Below are 18,011 nucleotides of genomic sequence, written 5' to 3' on the forward strand. Positions count from 1 at the left end.
CGGCTCACGCCGCCGCGGCCTTCTCGGCAGCGGCGAGCAGCACGCAGGTCGCGACGCCCTCCATCGCCGCCGTGACCTCCTCCAGCGGGGGCATGGTCGGCGCGAGCCGGATGTTGGTGTCGTCGGGATCGCGCTTGTAGGGGAACGACGAGCCCGCCGGGGTGAGGGCGATGCCGGCCTCCTTGGCCAGGGCGACGACGCGGCTGGCGGTGCCCGGCACGACGTCGAGGTTCACGAAGTAGCCACCGGTCGGCGTGTTCCAGGTCGCCACGCCGCGGCCGCCGAGCCGCTCGGACAGCACGCGGTCGACCTCGGCGAACTTCGGGGCGATGATCTCGCGGTGCTTGACCATGTGGTCACGCACGCCCTGGGCGGACCCGAAGAACTCCGCGTGGCGCAGCTGGTTGACCTTGTCGGGGCCGATCGACCCGGTGCCGAGGTGCGCGAGGTACCAGCTGACGTTGCCGGCCGACGCGGCGATGAAGGCCACCCCGGCACCGGCGTAGCTGATCTTCGAGGTCGAGGCGAACATGATCGGGCGGTCCGGGTGCCCGGCTGCCGAGGCGAGGGTGAGGATGTCGGCGCTCTTGGCCTCGTCTGCGGTGAGGTGGTGCAGCGCGTAGGCGTTGTCCCAGAAGATCTTGAAGTCCGGCGCAGCCGTCGGCATCGCGGCGAGCCGGGCGGCGACCTCCTGGCTGCAGATCGCGCCGGTCGGGTTCGCGTAGGTCGGGACGATCCACATGCCCTTGATGCTCGGGTCGTCGGCGACGAGCGCGGCGACGGCCTCGGCGTCGGGTCCGTCCTCGCGCATCGGCACGGTCAGCATCTCGATGCCGAGGCTCTCGAGGAGCGTGAAGTGACGGTCGTAGCCCGGCACCGGGCACACGAAGCGGACCTTCTCCTCCCTGCCCCAGGGCCGCTCGGAGTCGACCGCGCCGAAGAGCATCATCCACACCAGGCAGTCGCGCATCATCGACAGGCTGGAGTTGCCGCCCGCCACGACCTGGTCGGCGTCGACCCACAGGAGCTCGGCGAACATCTCCCGCAGCTCCTGCAGTCCCTGGAGCCCACCGTAGTTGCGCACGTCGGTGCCGCTGGCGTCCTTCGTCGACGTCGGCAGCCGCAGCAGGTCGTCGGCGAGGTCGAGCTGCTGCGACGACGGCTTGCCGCGGGTCAGGTCGAGCTTCAGCCCGCGGGCCTTGAGGTCGTCGTACGCAGCGCGCTGCTCCTCGAGCAGCGCGGCGAGGTCGTCGGCGGACAGGTCGGCCAGCGCAGTCGCGTTCACGCGCGCAAGGCTACCGAGGCGCGCGACCTGACCGGACGCTCGTACCCACGGAGCGGGACGGGGGTGTCGGACGACCCCGGCTCCGCCGGTCGCAGCAGGCTTGGTGGCTGCATCGGCGACGTGGTCCGTCCGGGTGACCGCCGGGTACGCGTGCCGAGGACGTGGACAAACCGCCGGCGACGTGCGTGACGCGACCACCGTCCGGGGCGGACTTGGCTGACCGTGGCCCGCATGCGCCCCGAGTCGATGGGGCGCCGTGCGGCGTGACGGCTGGCGTCAGGCCTGCCAGACGCCGCGCACGTCGTCGACCACGTCGCGCGCTTGCCGCAGCCCGGCCTCCGCGGCGACCGCGCGCTTGGCAGGGTCGAGCAGGTTGCGCCCGAACACGGTCAGCGCCTCGGCGTCCGGCGTCACGACCGACCACGCCCGGGGCGCCACCCGCTCGAGCGCGCCCGGATCGACGTCTTCTTGCTGATCGAGCGCGGCAGCGGTGCCAGCACCACGACCCGCTCCGCGCCGCGCGCGACGTCGACGTTGGCAGTCGATCGCATGCCCCCGTCCATGTAGTGGCGCCCCCCGATCTCGACGGGCGGCCACACGGTCGGCACGGCGCAGCTCGCGGCGACGGCGGAGACCAGGTCCACGCCGGAGGACGGGGTGAAGACGGTGAACTCGCCGCTGGCGGTGTCGACCGCAGTGACCCGCAGGTCCCGTTCGGGCCAGCCGTGCACGGTCAGTCGCGAGCGGATCACGCCCTCGCGGTCGACCGAGCCCGGCTCGTGCGCGGCGTGGGCGACCTTGCCGACGCGCGCCAGCTTCGTACGCCCGCTCCCGGGCAGGGCGTACGGCGGGAGCAGCTTGAGCGCCGCCACCCGCGACATCCGACCGCCGAGCTCGGCGTCGGGCGGCTCGAGCTGCGTGGCGTAGAGCTCGTCCAGCGACAACCCGTTGGTCACCTGCGCGCCCACCACCGAGCCGGCAGACGTGCCGACCACGATGTCCGCGCCGCTCAGGTCGACGCCCGCCTCCGCGAGCCCGGCGAGGATGCCGAGCTCCCAGGCGATGCCGGTGATCCCGCCTCCGCCGAGGACCAGTGCCGAGGTGCCGCGTCCAGTCATGCGCCAGTTCTAGCGGACACACCCTGACGGAATCCGCCCCCGACACCCGTGCGTACGCCGAACGGCCCGCCGGGAGTCCCGGCGGGCCGTTCGTGGTGGTGCTGTGGAGCTAGCGGGTCAGCCGATCAGGCCTGCCCACCGGTCAGCTTCTCGCGGAGCGCCTGCAGCGCCTCGTCGGAGGCGAGGGAGCCACCGGTGTCGCCACCGGTCTCGGCCACCTGGTCGCCACCGGAGGAGTAGGACGTGGCCTCGCCGGCCTCGACCTCGGCCTGCTTGGCCTCCTCCTGCTGCTTGACGTGCGCCTCCCAGCGGGCGTGCGCCTTGGCGTACTGGTCCTCCCAGATCGCGCGCTGCTCGTCGAAGCCCTCGAGCCACTCGCCCGTCTCGGGGTCGAAGCCCTCGGGGTAGACGTAGTTGCCCTGCTCGTCGTAGGTCGCGGTCATGCCGTAGAGCGTGGGGTCGAACTCCTCCACGTCGGAGGCGGCGGCGGTCTCGTTGGCCTGCTTGAGCGACAGCGAGATGCGGCGACGCTCGAGGTCGATGTCGATGATCTTGACCATGACGTCGTCGTTGACCTGGACGACCTGCTCGGGGATCTCGACGTGACGCTCGGCGAGCTCGGAGATGTGCACCAGGCCCTCGATGCCCTCCTCGACGCGGACGAACGAGCCGAAGGGCACCAGCTTGGTGACCTTGCCCGGCACGATCTGGCCGATCTGGTGGGTCCGGGCGAAGTGCTGCCACGGGTCCTCCTGCGTCGCCTTCAGCGACAGGGAGACACGCTCGCGGTCCATGTCCACGTCGAGGACCTCGACGGTGACCTCGTCGCCCACGGCGACGACCTCGGACGGGTGGTCGATGTGCTTCCAGGACAGCTCCGAGACGTGCACGAGGCCGTCGACGCCACCGAGGTCCACGAAGGCACCGAAGTTGACGATCGAGGACACGACACCCTTGCGGATCTGGCCCTTCTGCAGCTGGGTGAGGAAGCCGTGGCGGACCTCGGACTGGGTCTGCTCGAGCCAGGCACGGCGCGACAGGACCACGTTGTTGCGGTTCTTGTCGAGCTCGATGATCTTGGCCTCGAGCGTCTGGCCGACGTAGGGCTGCAGGTCGCGGACGCGACGCATCTCCACGAGCGAGGCCGGCAGGAAGCCGCGCAGGCCGATGTCGAGGATGAGGCCGCCCTTGACGACCTCGATGACGGTGCCCTCGACGACGCCGTCCTCCTCCTTGACCTGCTCGATGGTGCCCCAGGCGCGCTCGTACTGGGCGCGCTTCTTGGACAGGATCAGGCGACCTTCCTTGTCCTCCTTCTGGAGGACCAAGGCCTCGACCTTGTCGCCCACGGAAACGACCTCGTTGGGGTCGACGTCGTGCTTGATCGACAGCTCTCGCGAGGGGATGACGCCCTCGGTCTTGTAGCCGATGTCGAGGAGGACCTCGTCACGGTCCACCTTGACGATGGTGCCGTCGACGATGTCGCCGTCGTTGAAGTACTTGATGGTCGCATCGATTGCGGCGAGGAAGTCCTCTTCGGACCCGATGTCGTTGACGGCCACCTGGGGCGCGTCGTAGTCCGGAAGGGCGGAGAGCGTGCTCGTCATATGGGAAGTGATTCCTTGGATGGATGGAGTCGTACGGATGCGCGCGAGAAGTCTGTTTCACTGGGCCTCGTCGGTGACGGGTCACTGACGCGAGCTCGGCGAGCACGGGTTCGCTCGGTATGGAAGCCGGGCAGACGACTGGCGCAACTCCCAAGAGTACGCGCCCGCGCGGGCGCACGTCCAACCAGCGCGGGACGCCCGTCCCACGCTCAGGCCACGCTCACCGGGCAGGCGGCCGGACATGCAGGTCGCCGGACTCCGCAACGGCCCGGAGCAGGTCGTCGGCGCGGTCCGCGACGGGGTTCTCCCCCGCACGGGCGGCGAGGTCGACCAGCGCCCACAGGTCGGCCGCGCGGGCGCCGTCGAGGAGGGTGCCGGCGTCTCCCCCGCGCCCCGACCGCCAGGCGTCGAGGACCGCGGAGGCGTACGCGGGGTGGCGGTCGAACCGCAGCAGGTTGCCCAGGTCGGTCCACGGGTGGCCGGCGTGGGCGTACTCCCAGTCGAGGACCGCGGTCACCTCGAGCGTACGGGGGTCGACGAGGACGTTCTTGGGGTTGAGGTCGCCGTGGGCCAGGCTTGCGCGTCCCACGGTGTCCAGCAGGTCCTGCGCGGAGCGGCACACCTGCGACAGCGCCTCGCGGAGGGAGTCCGGCCACGCCCGCAGGCGGGTGGCGACCCACGAGGTCAGGTCGTCGTCGGGGAACCTGCCCACGCCCAGCGCGCCGTCGACGAAGGGCCCGGGACGCAGCATCGGCATCCCCGCCAGCGTGGCGGCGACCGCGCCGAGCCCCGACCCGAGCCGCTCCAGCCCGACCGCGTCACCGGCATCGAGCAGGCACGCGAGGACGAGGTCCCCCCGATCGCCCGGCAGGAGGGACGTCACCAGCAGCCCGGGAGCGTCGTCCGCGGCGACGGCTCGGCGCGCCTCGAGCACGTCCGGGACCGGCACCAGCCCGCGCACCAGGTGCAGGACGGACCGGTCGACCTCGGGGGCCGCGTCCCCCCGCACGTCGCCGGGAGGGTAGAGCCGTACGACGACCCGCTCCCCGCCCGCCTCACCGAGGAAGGTCCGCCCCGAGTGCCCGCCGTCCAGGGGCGTCAGTGACGGCGTCGCTCCGCTCATCGCCCCATCGTGGCAAACGACCGGCGAGACCTGGCACGGAAGGTCGGCCTCACCCTTTGGGGCAATGTTTGTGTCACCTTCCCGTGGGACGCTCGTTGCCACTTGTCAGGAACGGCTTGACGCACCGTGGATCTTCCGAGGGTCGACGGGCACCGCACACATGGGGGGTACGACAGATGCATGCACGACAGCACCGGTCACGGGGCCGGTTGTCCGGAGCAGCGGCGGTGGCGATGGCCGTCGCGTTGCCAGCGTCACTGCTGGTGCTGACGCAGGCGCCCGCCGCGGCTGCACCGCTGCCAGCGGCGTACGCGGCTGACGCGCACTCCGACATCGTCGACCTGTCCGCACAGGTCCTCGACGCGGGCGACCTCGCCGGGCTCGTCGTCGGGCACAGCCGCAGCACCGTGGCCAGCACGACCGCCGACGGCAGCTCCACGGCGTCATCGGCGAACCTCGACGCGGACCTCGTCTTCGGGGGCGTGCCCATCTCGCCGGACGGCACCTTGGTCACCGCACCGCCGAGCGCCGACCCGCCCGCCGAGGACCTGGCGGACATCCCGGTCGACCTCGTCGCAGACGTCGGGCTCGTGACGGGTGACGTCCAGGCCGCCTGGGCCGGCAGCAACGCCTGCGTGCCGGCGAGCGACGGCGAGCGCGTGCTGTCGGACTCGCGTACGACCCTGGCCGGCGTCACGCTGGTGGACGCCCCCGCCCCGGTGGGCACCCTCGCCGCGGTCACCGCGTCGGAGACCCGGACGCGCACGGCGCTCGTCGACGACGGCGACGGCTCGGACGTCGTCGCCACCGCCACGACGACCGTCGGCGACATCGACCTGCTGGGCGGCGCGGTCACGGTCGACGTCACGAACCCCGTCGTCCTGCAGGCGAGCTCCGACGGCACCACCGGCTCGGCCGGCTTCGTGAGTCCGCCCACCATCACCGCCACCGTCGGCGACAACCCGGTCGACATCCCGCTCAACGCCACACCGCAGCAGATCGAGCTGCCTGCCCTCCTCGAGCCACTGGCGGACCTCACCATCACGGCCTTCGACGCCACCGACCAGTCCTCGGGGGCCACCGGCGAGGGCACGCTGGACGCGTTGCTGCGCATCGACCTGGAGGTCCTCAGTGGCGTCCCGCTGGCACCCCCGGTCGCCGATGTCTCGCTCGCGGTCGCGCCGATGGCCGTGCAGGCCACCGCGCCCAGCGGCGGCGTCGAGTGCGGCGCGGTCGACGCCACCGCGCCCGGTGCACCGGTCATCGAGCAGCCCGCGGAGGGCGCCGTCACCGACGACCCGACGCCCGGGTTCTCCGGCACGGCCGAGCCCGGCTCCACGGTCGTGGTGAGGGACACCGTCGGCGACGAGGTGTGCACGGACGTCGCCGACGCCGGCACGGGTGCCTGGAGCTGCACCCCGACCACTCCCCTGCCCGACGGGACGAACCCCTACACCGCCGACGCGACCGACGAGGCCGGCAACACCTCGGCGCCGGACACGGTCACCTTCACCGTCGACACCACGGCGCCCGCCGTCGCGGTGCTGACGCCGGCGGACGGCTCGACGACGGCCGACCCGACCCCCGAGGTCACGGGCAGCGGCGAGCCCGGCACCTCCATCGCGGTGACCGAGGACGGGCTGCCGGTCTGCACGACGACCGTCCCCCCGGCGGCACCTGGTCCTGCACGCCGACCCTGCCGCTGCTGCTCGGCGAGCACACGTTCACCGCCACCGCGACGGACGAGGCGGGCAACACCGCGACCGCGACGACCACCTTCACCGTCGTCCTCGGCAGTGGCGACACGACCCCGCCCGCCGCGCCGGTCATCACCTCCCCGGCACCGGGCGCGACCGTCCAGGACACCACGCCCCTGATCTCCGGGACCGGGGAGTCCGGGGCGACCGTCACCGTCACCGAAGGCTCGACCGTGCTGTGCACCGCGGACGTCGGGGGCGACGGCACGTGGTCCTGCTCCCCCACCGTCGCCCTGCCGACCGGTCCGCACACCGTCAGCGCGACCCAGGCCGACGCCGACGGCAACGTCAGCCCCGCCGACAGCGTGAGCTTCACCATCGCGGGTGCGACGCCGCCCACGGGCCCGGGCGACACCGACGGTGACGGACTGCCCGACGGCCAGGAGGGCGCCCTCGGGACCGACCCGGCCGACCCCGACACGGACGGCGACGGGCTGACCGACGGAGCCGAGGTCAACACCCACGGCACCGACCCGCTGGACCGCGACACCGACGGCGACCGCATCACCGACGGTCGCGAGGTCAGCGGCGTGCGGATCAAGGAGCGCTTCGAGGTCTGCGGCAGGAAGGCGCGCACGGCGATCCTCGTCCGCACCGATCCCCTGGCCAAGGACACGGACAAGGACGGGCTCCACGACGGGCGGGAGGTCCGCGGCTACACGATCAAGCAGAAGGTGCGGACCAAGAAGAAGTCGTTCGTCATCGGCAGGACCCGCTCCAACCCGCGCAAGAAGGACACCGATCGCGACGGCCTCAAGGACAAGGTCGAGATGACCGGCAAGGCCAACAAGCGCTTCGGCAAGGACAGGTCCGACCCGACGAAGTGCGACACCGACAAGGGTGGCGTACGCGACGGCGCGGAGATCAGGGCGAAGGCCAACCCCGCCGACTGGCGCTCCGGTCCGCGCGACCCGCGGATCCGCGACGGTCGCATCGTGAGCCGCTACGAGTCCTTCGGGATCGGCTGACCCCACCAGCCGCGGCTCTGAAGCGGCGACCGGGTCCCCGGGGCAGGCGACTGCCCCGGGGACCCGGTCGTCGCGCGTGGGCGGACTACCCTTCGTACGGTGGAGGATCACCAGCCGCAGTCGGTCCGGGTGGAGCGCCGCCCGGTCTCCGAGCAGGAGTCGCGCCGGGCCAACGGACCCGACTGGGACCGCTACGCCGACGAGTACCAGGCCACCCACGGCGAGTTCCTCGGCGATGCCGGGTTCGTGTGGGGCCCAGAGGGTCACACCGAGGACGAGCTGCGGGTCCTCGGCGACGTGGACGGGCGCGACGTCCTCGAGGTCGGCAGCGGCGCCGGCCAGTGCTCGCGGTGGGTGCGCCTCCACGGCGGTCGCGGCATCGGGCTCGACCTCTCGCACCGCCAGCTCCAGCACTCGCTGCGGCTGGACGCCGAGACCGGAGTCGCGGTGCCGTCCGTACGGGGCACGGCGACTGCGCTCCCCTTCGCCGCTGCGAGGTTCGACATCGTCTTCTGCTCCTTCGGTGCGCTGCAGTTCATCAGCGACATCGATGTCGCCGTCGCCGAGGTGGCACGGGTGCTGCGTCCAGGTGGCCGGTTCGCCTTCTCCATCACCCACCCGACCAGGTGGATGTTCCCCGACGACCCGGGCGAGCCCGGGCTGACCGCGACCCAGTCCTACTGGGACCGCACGCCGTACGTCGAGATCGACGACGCCACCGGGGTGGTGTCGTACGTCGAGCACCACCGCACCCTCGGCGACTGGGTCCGGCTGCTCGCGGACCGCGAGTTCAGGCTGGTCGACCTCCTCGAGCCGCAATGGCCCGAGCACCACGACCGGGTGTGGGGCGGGTGGTCACGCACCCGCGGGATGTTGACGCCGGGCACCGCGATCTTCGTGGCGGAGCTCGCCCGCTGACGGGAACGGGGAGGTACCTTGCGCGGGTGCCTGCCGTACGACCGCCGACCCGCGCCTCCGCCTGGTGGCGCCTCGCTCCTGCCGGAGCGCTGGTCGTGGTGTGCGGGGCGGGCGCCCAGCTGGCGACCACGCCGACGCCCGCCGTCGCGTCCGCGTCAGCGGAGCGGTCCAGCGCGGTCGACCGTGACGACGACGGGTTGTCCGACCGCCGCGAGCTCGGGGCGACCGCGCTCCGGCACCCCGACCTGGGCCCCCTCACCACGGCCCTGGCCCAGCGCCGCGAGCGGAGCGTCCGCCTGCTGTTCCTGGGGTCGTCCACCACCTACGGGGTCGGTGCCAGCGCCCCGGCGACCCGCTACGTCGACCGGGTCGTCGCCGGCCTGCAGGCGTCCTTCCCCTCGCGCACCGCGGACGCGCCGGTGCGCGACCTCCGCCGCAGCACGCTCCGGCCGGACCGGTCCCCGGGGGTGCAGGGCGTCAACGGCGGCGTGGGCGGCACGACGGCCGAGACCTACTTCACCGACGCGCACGCCTACGCCGTACGCCTCCTCCAGCCGGCGTGCGTCGTGCACCTCATCGGCTCCAACGACACCGTCGAGCAGGTCCCCGTGGCGACCTTCCGGGCGCGCGTCGCCGCCGTGGTCCGCCGCATCGACTCGCTGACCCGCCGCCCGCCGTGCCACATCCTGGTGCAGCCCGTGCGTCGCTACCAGGTCGGGGTGGAGGCGTGGGCGGCCTACGGCGAGGCCCTGCGGCAGGTCGCCGATGCCGACCTTCGCGTGACGTACGTCGACGCCGGCGCCGCGTTCGAGGCCTACGACGCCCTCGGGGCCGACCCTGCGAACCTGATCGGCACCGACGCCGTGCACCTCACCGACGCCGGGCACGCGCTGCTCGCGACCACGGTGCTCGACGCGCTGGCGCTCAGCCGCGACGGCCTCAGCACCGGCACCGACCCCCGTGACGCCGACAGCGACGGCGACGGGCTCACGGACGGCAGCGAGGTCCGTGGCTACGTCGTGCGCCAGCGGGTGGAGCGGTGCGCGGGCCGGGTCGTGGTGCGGCAGCGCGCGCGGAGCCTGCCGTACGTCCGCGACACCGACGGTGACGGGATCGGCGACCAGCGCGAGGCCGCGGGCTACCGCCTCCTCGACGGACGCACGGTCCGCACCGACCCCTCGGAGGCCGACACCGACCGCGACGGCCGCACGGACGGCCGGGAGGCGAGGACGCCGGGCGGGGACCCCACCACATGCCGACGGCCGGCGGGATGACCCGCCGGCCGTCGTGGTGATGAAAGTCGTCAGGCCGCGCGTGCGGACCCGTCGTTCTTGCGGCGCATGAGCAGCAGGCCGGCCACGAGCAGCAGGAGCCCGAGCACACCGCCGACGATCGGAACCCAGATGCGGATCGCCTTGAGCTGGGTCGACAGCGCCGAGTAGGTGTCGACGTTCTCGGAGATGGTGTCGGGGTTGTAGCCTATGACCACGTCGGTGAGGGTGGCGACCTGCTCGCCCTCGTACTCGGCGACGGTCAGCTGGTCCTCCTGGCCGCGGATGATCACGCCGGTCTCGGGCTCGATCCACAGCGTGCGGGTGTTGGAGTAGACGCGGTCGAGGGTGACGTCACCCTCCTCGTCGATGCCGAAGATGGACGCGGGCGCGTTGATCGTCGCGACGGTGGTCGCGGGGATGACCTGCTCGAAGCGGTAGACCTCGAGGCCCTCGATGGTCTCGACCTCCTTGAACTCGATGTCCGGCGCCTCGCCGAGCGACCCGTCCCAGAACTGGTAGGTCTTCTGCTCGGTCTGGAACGGGAACTTGAAGTAGAGGCCCTCGAAGGCGGTCGCCTCGGGCTGCTCGACCCCGCGGTCGTCGGCGGTGGTGCTGGTGAAGGTCTCGCAGCACACGACGGCCTCGCCGGTGTGGCGGTCGAACGCGACGCGGTCGTGCGTGCCGGACCGCGGCGGGTTGTCGGCGTCGATCTCGGCGCCCGGCTCGTCGGTGTAGACGAGGGTCTCCCACACGGCGATGTCGCGGCCGAGCTCGTCGCTGGCCTCCTCGGAGGCCTCCACGTCACCCACCACGTTGCGCGTGGACACGAGGTCGACGGTGATCTCCTGCTGGGTGGCGATGTCGAAGATCGTCGCCCCCGGCCCCTCGGAGACCGACACCGTGTTCTGGTCCAGCGGCACGACGGCCAACTGGTCGTAGGCGTAGAACCGGGCCAGGAGTGCGACTCCCAGGACGAACACGCCCAGCCCCGCCAAGATGACGCCCAGCTTCTTTCCCACCCTGCGCTCCTCTGTGTTAGTGGACGCGCGACTGTGTTGGGGGTCACGCGACGCGCGAACGTTACCAGTCAGTCACCTCGTCGGCACCAGTCTTGGGAACGACAGGATCACGGCGCGTCGAACTCGGCGACGAGGACGGCGTGCGCGGTGTAGAGCAGGCGGTCGTACGGGGTGCTCCAGACGTCGTCCGGCGGCACCTCGCGCCACACGTTGCGGGTGGGTTCGCGCAGCAGGGCGCGCATGCGGGTGGTGCCGAGCGTGCCGTCGCGGAACCGGGCGTCGAGCGCCGGGTTGTAGCCGACCGGGTGGGTCACCCACAGCAGGCCACCGGGGGCCACGTGCGCGCGCAGGCGCTCCACGGCCCGCACCGGCTTGTCCTCGTCGAGCACGTCCTCGTCGAGGCCGACGTGCTCCAGCGTGGAGATCGCCAGCACGAGGTCGAAGCGGCGCCCGAGGTCGAGGTCGGCGACGTCCTGGTTGAGCACGCCGGGTGCCGTCTCGTACTTGTCGACGACCGTGTGGTCGACCGGCACGTAGTGGCCAAGCACGTTGCCGATCTCCAGCACCGAGGCGCTCGGTCGGCGCTCGAGCACCTCGAGGGCGAGCGGCACCTCGACGGCACGCTCGTTGAGCCACGTGTAGTGGTAGTCGTGGACGAAGTAGGGGACGTCGCGACCCTCCCACTCGAACGACCCGTGGTCCCGCCCCCGGCCGGGGCGCCCCCGGAGCCAGTCGCGGGCCCACCGGGCGCACGACGCGACGACGTCGAGGAGCCCTCGCTCGCGGGCGAAGGACGCCACCCGGGACAGCACGGAGCCGGCTCGCCTCAGCAGCAACATGCGCGAACAGTAGTGGCGCGTGCGAGACTCCCCCCATGGTGGGCCCGGACCGGAGAGCAGCCGCGGTCGCCTTCCCCGCACTCGACTCCCTTCGAGCGGTGGCGGCGATCGCCGTCCTCGCCACGCACGCCGCCTTCTGGGCGGGCGCCTACGCGCGACCGGTGTGGGGCACTCCCCTGTCACGCCTCGACGTGGGCGTCGCGGTGTTCTTCGTGCTGTCCGGCTTCCTGCTCTCGCGGCCGTGGATCGCCCGTCATCGAGCGGGCCTTCCGCCGCCGTCGACGCTGCACTACCTGTGGAAGCGGGCCCTGCGCCTGGTGCCGGTGTACGTCGTGACGGTTGTCGCCGCGCTCACGCTGCTGCCGGGCAACCGGGACGCCGGGGTCCGGCAGTGGGTGACCACGCTGCTGCTCGGCGACATCTACCTCGACGACGAGCTGCCCGACGGGCTGACGCAGATGTGGAGCCTGGCCACGGAGGTGGCGTTCTACGTCGTGCTGCCCGCGCTGATGTGGCTCGCGCTCTCCCGTGGCCGGTCCTACCCCCGCGACCGCGTCGGGCTCGTCGCCGCCGGCATGACCCTGGTGAGCGTGGTCTGGCTGATGGACCTGTCCGTGCGGTGGGACGGCGGCGCGACGATGATCCGGCTCTGGCTGCCGTCCTACCTCGTCTGGTTCGCGGTGGGCATCGTCCTGGCCTGGTGCGACGTCCGCTCCCGCGACGACGCCACCGGCGCCGACCGGCTCACGGACCGGCTCACCGACCGGTTCACGGCGGTGCTGGTCGAGATGGGTCGCTCCCCCGGTCTGTGCTGGCTGGCGGCCGGCGCGCTGTTCGTCATCGCCTCCACGCCGCTGGCAGGCCCCGCCGACCTCACCCCGACCACGCTCGGTGCGGCGCTGACCAAGAACCTGCTCTACGCCGCGATCGCGGGCCTGGTCATCCTGCCCGGCGTCTTCGCGCCGCCTGGGAGCCGCTTCGTGCAGGTGCTGTCGCTGCCCGTCCTGCGGCACGTCGGCCACCTGTCGTACGGCATCTTCTGCGTCCACCTCATCCTGCTGGAGCTCATCGCCGACTGGCGTGGGATGCCGCTCTTCGAGGGACGCGGGCTCGAGCTCTTCGCGCTGACCCTCGCCGCGTCGCTGGTGGTGTCGGAGGTCCTTCACCGACTGGTGGAGCGGCCCGCCCTCCGGCTGCGCAACGCCTGGACCAGGGGGTCCGCGTCGGCGACCACGAGCGCACCGAGGGCCAGCGCCACCAGCAGCTGAGGCGCGGTCAGCGCCCCGGCCCAGCCGTCGGCCGAGCCGAGCGGACGCCACCAGTAGACGACGCCGGCCGCGACGAGCGGCGCGGTCGCCACCCACGCGACCGTGGGGGCGGCGACACGGGTACGGGCGGCCGTCGTGGCGGCGGCCCCGAGCACCCCGCAGGCCAGTCCCCACCAGCCGCCCACCAGCCCGAGCGCGAGGACGCCCGCGGCGGGCACCACCCAGACCGCGACCCGGGTGCCGGCGGGCGGCGCCGGGTGCGGGACGCGGCGGCGCACGAGCGCCGCACCGAGCGCGAGCAGCACCAGCAGCACCGCGCCCGCTGCCAGCGCGAGGCGGTACGTGCGGTCCGGGGCGTAGCGCAGGTCGAGCGAGGTGACCCCCTCGGGCACCTGCCACGCCTGCTGCCAGCCGTCGACGACCAGCGGGTCGGCCGTCGAGCCGTCGGGCAGCCGTGCCTCCCACCCGGGGTTCACGTTCTGCCGCAGGGCGACCACGCCGCCGGGGGTCTCGAGGTCGACGGTCGCGGCGACCGGGCCGCCCGAGCGCAACGAGGCCGCCGCCCCGCTGCCCGCGGCCGCCGCGCCAGGCAGGGACAGCGTCATCGTCGTCGGCCGGAAGGCGGGCGCGGGGGTGGCGACCACGCGGGTCTCGCCCTCGGCCAGCGGCACGATCGCCGGCCCGCAGGCCCGCGCGGGGACCTGGTCGCCGTCGAAGAGCTGGCGCGGGGATGCGGTCACGCTGCTCGCGAGGAGCTCCTCGCCCACCCTGAGCGTCGGGCCGAACCCGCAGCCGATGTCGACCGGCACCTCGGAGAGCTCGAGCGGGAGCAGGCCGACGCCCTGGAGGCGCAGCTCGCTCACCCCCACACCGAGCGGCGTCACCGAGCCACCTGCCGAGCGGGTGTCCGTCTCGTCCACCCCGACCACGCGGACCTGGACGCGGCTGGCGCGGAAGGGCGTGAGCGGGGCGTAGCCGTCCGCGTCGAGCCGGACGAGCTGGCGGCCGCCGGGATGGACGACCTCGACCCGCGTCGCGCGCGCTGCCGGCGCCTGCCGGTCGAGGGCCACCCGGATGCCCCGGACTGCCCGCTCGCCGATCCAGTTGACGCCCAGGGTCGGGGCGGGGTCCTCGGCCTCGGCCACCCAGGTCGTCCCGGTCGAGCCGTCGATCGCGGCCACCGCGGACGCGCGGGCGTCGTCGACGGCCGTCGAGGACGCCGCCACGTTGACCAGCTGGTTCCTCGTCACCAGCCCCGTCAGGGCATCGCCCGCGACGGGTCGCACCTCGAGCGCCACGCCGTAGTCGGCGGCGGTCCCGAGCCGTACGGTCCGGTCGATCACCCCGCCGTCCTCGTCGCCGCGACCGCGCCCGTCCGCGCAGCGCACGTCGTCGTCCACGCGCACGCAGGCGTCGCGCGAGGCACCCGCCGCGAGGAGGACGTGCTCGGGTGCGCCCCACTCCGCGGGGACCTCCGGGAGCACCAGCGTCCGGTCGACGTCGAGCCCGTCGGCGCGCACCTCGGCGATCGCGAGCTCCCCCGCCGACCCGGCGACGTCGGCGCCGGTGATCCGCAGCCGCGTCGTCGCACCCTCCGGCAGCGGCACGGTCACGGCCTCGCCGGCCGGCGCGCGCACCTCGGGCGACGTGCCGGCGTCGGTCTCCACGACGATGGTGGGCGCGCGGTCCGCGCCGGTCTCCCCCGTGACGACGGTCAGCGCGGCGAGGTCGAGCGGCTCCTCCAGCACCACCTCCAGCCAGGGGGCGTCGCCGGTGCGGGAGCGACCGGACTCCCACTGCGTCCCGGGCCGGCCGTCGAACGCGGCGTACGGCAGGGTCTCCGGCAGCACCGCTCCGGGCGTGTCGGCGAAGGCACGGGAGCCGGACGCGTCGACGGATCGGGCGCCCAGGATGCGGGCCGTGGTCTCCCACCGGGCGTCGTCGTCACGGACGTAGTCGCGCGCCGGTGCGCCGCGTCGGCCGTCGTCGGAGGACTCCAGCGTCGCGGAGCGCCCGTCGTGCACGCGGGCGAAGGTCGCCTCGCGGCGGCGCAGGCCGTCGGTGAGCAGGAGCCGGCCCGGCGCGCCGTCCGTGAGGTCGGCGGCGTCGGCGGCCAGCACCGCGGGCTCGTCCCCGAGCAGGCCGGCGTCGAGGAGGTCCAGCAGGCTCTCCGGGCCGCCGACCACGACCGGGGGGTCCGAGGCGACCACCGCGCTCCGCGCGCCCGCGACCTCGTAGACCTCCACCGCCGGGTAGGCCGTGCGCCAGCCGTCCTCGACGACCACGGTCGAACCGTCGTCGGCCTCCACCCGGACCCGGCCGCCGAGCTCGGGGCCGAACTCGGCGACCTTGGTGATGCCGGGCGACCCGTCCAGCGCCTGGTGGACGAGCACCGGGAGCGGGACGTCGTCGGCGGGGCGCAGGTCGTTGCGCACGACCAGCAGGCCCACCCCGGCGCGCGCCAGGAACGGCGCCAGCCCGGCCGACGGCCGGCCGGTGGCGAGCCGCGACTCCACCGCGTCCAGCATCCTGATGTTGCCGGGGGGCGCGAGCGGCACGGCGTTGCGCACCGCCCAGCCCGACACGCCGTACGCCTGGACGGGCTCGTCCTCCGTGGTGCCCCAGAGATAGGTGGCGAAGCTGGAGCCCGGGACGAGCAGAGCGGTCCCGCGGTCGGGGTCCTCCGCGCCCTCGCGCTCGAGCCACGCCACCGTGCGCTCCCAGTAGCCGGGGACCGAGTCGAAGTCCTGGGACGGCGCGAGCCGGCCCGCGAGGGCTGGGGTCGCCACCCCGGCCACCGCGACGGTGGCCAGGACGAGCAGGCCGGCGTACGCGACCCGCTGGCCGTCCTCGAGCCGCTCGCGCCACGCGGTGCGGCCCGGAGCGGGTCGCGTCAGCGCCGCCGCGGCAGCCCCGAGCACGTGCGCCAGGCCGAGGACCAGCGGCAGCCGCACGACCGGCTCGAACTTGTGCACGTTGCGCAGCGGCGCGAGGGCACCGTCGAGCCACGAGCGCTCGGTGGTGGCGAGCCAACCCTGGACCGAGCCGGAGTGGCCGAGGGACACCAGGACGAGGCCGCCGAGCAGCCCGAGCACGAGGAAGCGGCGATGCGGGTTGCTGCGCAGCGAGAGGCCGACGAATCCGAGGACGAGCAGCACCGCACCGTTGACCGCGACGTAGCCGGTCGTGAGCAGGTCGTTGCCCGCCTGCCAGATCGGGTCGACGTACGGCACCCAGTGCGAGGTGCCGCGCAGCACGTCGAACGGCGTCGTGGGAAAGGTCGTGACCGCCGCCGTCTCGATGAAGTCGAGGAACGGCGGGCTGTAGCTGCCCAGCAGCAGGAGCGGGACCAGCCACCACAGGGTGCCGACCACCACCAGGCTCGGCCACCAGACCAGCAGCGTCCGCCGCCGCGGGCCGGGGGCGCGGGTGAGCAGCCAGACGACACCGAGCGGGAGGACGGCTGCGGTGGCGGCGGCGTTGACTCCGCCCACGGCCGCGACGGCGAGCGCCGACAGGGCGGCCGCGCGCCGCGGGGAGCCCCGGCGACACCCCACCACGAGCGGGACCAGCACCCACGGCGCCAGGGCCATCGGCCAGGCCTCGATGGAGATCGGGCCGAGCGTGGTGAGGATGCGCGGCGACAGGGCGTACGCGAATCCCGCCACCAGCCGGGTGGTCGGTGTACCGAGGCCGAGGACGGCGCACAGCTTGACCACGCCGAGGAAGGCGACCACCAGCAGCAGCGACCACCACCCCCGCTGCACTGCCCAGGCCGGGACCGAGGCGAGGTCGCCCAGCCAGAAGAACGGTCCCATCGGGAACAGGTAGCCGTACGCCTGGTTCTGCACCTGCCCGAACCCGCCGGTCGGGTCCCACATGTGCAGCGACCGGGCGAGCATCGCCGCGGGGTCCGCGACGAGGTCGAACTTGGTGTCGCTGACCAGGCGTCCCGGTCGCTGGGCGAAGGCCAGCGCCACCAGCAGCAGGCAGCACACCGACAGCCGGAAGCGCCAGGTGACCGGCGACGGCTGCTCCTGAGCGGGCGTGGGCGTCATCGTCGGCGCAGGACGATGACCAGGTTCCAGGTGACGACCTCGCGCAGCACCGGCAGGGAGGACAGCCAGCGCGTCGCGGCGGGGTTGTAGCGCGGGATCACGTCCAGGACCTCGGCGCCGGTCTGCCTCCGCGCCCATTCGCGGCCCGCGCGCACGGTCACGGCGTAGAGCGACTCGCCGAACTTGTTCTTCGGCTCGTGGCCGTGCCGGCGCTGGTAGCGCCGCCGCGCGCGGCGGCCGCCGAGGTAGTGCCACGGGGACGTCTCGTGCCCGCCCCACGGCCCGAACCACACGGTGTACGAGATGAACGTAAGGCCTCCGGGCCTGGTCACGCGCACCATCTCGTCGGCCATCCGCCACGGGTCGCTGACGTGCTCGAGCACGTTGGAGGAGTAGCAGAGGTCGAAGGTGCCGTCGGCGAAGGGCAGCTCCATCCCGCTGCCCAGCACCGTGCGTGGCGCGATGCCGCCGAGCCCGGAGAGCTCCCCGACGTCGGCGTCGAGGGCGAAGTAGGTCGCTCCGGCCGTCTCGAAGGCGGTGCGGAAGTAGCCCGGTCCCCCGCCGACGTCGAGCATGCGGGCGCCGGCGAGGTCGGCGTACTGCGACACGTGGCCGACCGCGTCGTCGGCGAGCTCGCCGTAGAAGACGTCGGGCTGCGTCTGCTCGACGCGGAACGCACGGAAGAGCCGGACCGAGCGGCGCAGCGTGGGTGCCCAGGCCGACGGGTCGGGGGCGGACGGCTGCGGCACGCGGCGACTGTAGTCGATGGGTGCGTGG

At 73.4% G+C, this 18,011-nt stretch carries 13 protein-coding genes and 1 pseudogene; 5 read left to right on the top strand and 9 right to left on the bottom strand.

The genetic code is table 11. From position 1 onward, the window contains the following. Positions 1-4: 4 nt before the first annotated feature. The 5 genes from IE200_RS15055 to IE200_RS15070 all read right to left on the bottom strand — a co-directional run bounded on the left by IE200_RS15055 (position 5) and on the right by IE200_RS15070 (position 5,133). Entirely contained in the window at positions 5-1,285 is a 1,281-nt protein-coding gene (locus tag IE200_RS15055) for an aminotransferase class I/II-fold pyridoxal phosphate-dependent enzyme (protein ID WP_191280307.1), read from the bottom strand. A 276-nt stretch (positions 1,286-1,561) separates the two neighbouring features. Then, positions 1,562-1,723: a hypothetical protein gene (locus IE200_RS20815; RefSeq protein WP_229856634.1), complete on the bottom strand. Its 162-nt coding sequence runs from the start codon at positions 1,721-1,723 to the stop codon at positions 1,562-1,564. Further along, the gene (locus IE200_RS15060; protein WP_229856605.1) at positions 1,696-2,403 is read right to left on the bottom strand and encodes a patatin-like phospholipase family protein; all 708 of its coding nucleotides are present in this window, start codon (positions 2,401-2,403) and stop codon (positions 1,696-1,698) included. The genes IE200_RS20815 and IE200_RS15060 overlap by 28 nt, the downstream gene beginning before the upstream one ends. A gap of 125 nt (positions 2,404-2,528) precedes the next feature. Next, entirely contained in the window at positions 2,529-4,010 is a 1,482-nt protein-coding gene (gene rpsA, locus IE200_RS15065) for a 30S ribosomal protein S1 (protein WP_191280308.1), read from the bottom strand. A gap of 220 nt (positions 4,011-4,230) precedes the next feature. After that, positions 4,231-5,133 (bottom strand): phosphotransferase family protein, encoded by a 903-nt coding sequence (locus tag IE200_RS15070; RefSeq protein ID WP_191280309.1) that lies wholly within the window; start codon positions 5,131-5,133, stop codon positions 4,231-4,233. A 1,184-nt stretch (positions 5,134-6,317) separates the two neighbouring features. Between IE200_RS15070 and IE200_RS21225 the strand changes: the two are divergent. The 4 genes and pseudogenes from IE200_RS21225 to IE200_RS15090 all read left to right on the top strand — a co-directional run. Then, positions 6,318-6,644: pseudogene (locus IE200_RS21225) on the top strand (Ig-like domain-containing protein); the annotation flags it as partial. Between the two features lie 194 nt (positions 6,645-6,838). Further along, a complete protein-coding gene (locus tag IE200_RS15080) occupies positions 6,839-7,858 on the top strand; it encodes an Ig-like domain-containing protein (RefSeq protein WP_407941013.1) in 1,020 nt (339 codons plus the stop codon). A 99-nt stretch (positions 7,859-7,957) separates the two neighbouring features. Further along, complete coding sequence (locus tag IE200_RS15085; protein ID WP_191280311.1) at positions 7,958-8,776, top strand: class I SAM-dependent methyltransferase; 819 nt, start codon at positions 7,958-7,960, stop codon at positions 8,774-8,776. Between the two features lie 26 nt (positions 8,777-8,802). Continuing rightward, complete coding sequence (locus tag IE200_RS15090) at positions 8,803-10,050, top strand: SGNH/GDSL hydrolase family protein (RefSeq protein ID WP_191280312.1); 1,248 nt, start codon at positions 8,803-8,805, stop codon at positions 10,048-10,050. Positions 10,051-10,079: 29 nt separating this feature from the next. Here the strand turns inward: IE200_RS15090 and IE200_RS15095 are convergent, their stop codons facing one another. After that, a complete protein-coding gene (locus tag IE200_RS15095) occupies positions 10,080-11,069 on the bottom strand; it encodes a DUF3068 domain-containing protein (RefSeq protein ID WP_191280313.1) in 990 nt (329 codons plus the stop codon). Positions 11,070-11,176: 107 nt separating this feature from the next. Further along, the gene (locus IE200_RS15100; protein ID WP_191280314.1) at positions 11,177-11,908 is read right to left on the bottom strand and encodes a class I SAM-dependent methyltransferase; all 732 of its coding nucleotides are present in this window, start codon (positions 11,906-11,908) and stop codon (positions 11,177-11,179) included. A gap of 35 nt (positions 11,909-11,943) precedes the next feature. Between IE200_RS15100 and IE200_RS15105 the strand changes: the two genes are divergently transcribed. Next, the gene (locus tag IE200_RS15105; protein WP_191280315.1) at positions 11,944-13,176 is read left to right on the top strand and encodes an acyltransferase family protein; all 1,233 of its coding nucleotides are present in this window, start codon (positions 11,944-11,946) and stop codon (positions 13,174-13,176) included. On the opposite strand, the gene IE200_RS15110 is transcribed toward IE200_RS15105, so the two are convergent. Both IE200_RS15110 and IE200_RS15115 read right to left on the bottom strand, forming a co-directional pair. Beyond that, positions 13,071-17,234, bottom strand: coding sequence for an alpha-(1->3)-arabinofuranosyltransferase domain-containing protein (locus IE200_RS15110; RefSeq protein WP_191280316.1), 4,164 nt, complete (start codon positions 17,232-17,234; stop codon positions 13,071-13,073). The genes IE200_RS15105 and IE200_RS15110 overlap by 106 nt on opposite strands. Next, positions 17,231-17,983: a class I SAM-dependent methyltransferase gene (locus IE200_RS15115; protein WP_191280317.1), complete on the bottom strand. Its 753-nt coding sequence runs from the start codon at positions 17,981-17,983 to the stop codon at positions 17,231-17,233. The genes IE200_RS15110 and IE200_RS15115 overlap by 4 nt, the downstream gene beginning before the upstream one ends. Between the last annotated feature and the right edge of the window lie 28 nt (positions 17,984-18,011).

The organism is Nocardioides flavus (ex Wang et al. 2016) (assembly GCF_014653115.1).
Classification (GTDB): domain Bacteria; phylum Actinomycetota; class Actinomycetes; order Propionibacteriales; family Nocardioidaceae; genus Nocardioides; species Nocardioides flavus.

Excerpts from the sequence above, each read along its gene's own strand:
- IE200_RS15060 (WP_229856605.1), bottom strand. The coding sequence starts at position 2,403 with ATGACTGGACGCGGCACCTCGGCACTGGTCCTCGGCGGAGGCGGGATC.
- rpsA (WP_191280308.1), bottom strand. The coding sequence starts at position 4,010 with ATGACGAGCACGCTCTCCGCCCTTCCGGACTACGACGCGCCCCAGGTG.
- IE200_RS15070 (WP_191280309.1), bottom strand. The coding sequence starts at position 5,133 with ATGAGCGGAGCGACGCCGTCACTGACGCCCCTGGACGGCGGGCACTCG.
- IE200_RS15100 (WP_191280314.1), bottom strand. The coding sequence starts at position 11,908 with ATGTTGCTGCTGAGGCGAGCCGGCTCCGTGCTGTCCCGGGTGGCGTCC.
- IE200_RS15105 (WP_191280315.1), top strand. The coding sequence starts at position 11,944 with ATGGTGGGCCCGGACCGGAGAGCAGCCGCGGTCGCCTTCCCCGCACTC.
- IE200_RS15110 (WP_191280316.1), bottom strand. The coding sequence starts at position 17,234 with ATGACGCCCACGCCCGCTCAGGAGCAGCCGTCGCCGGTCACCTGGCGC.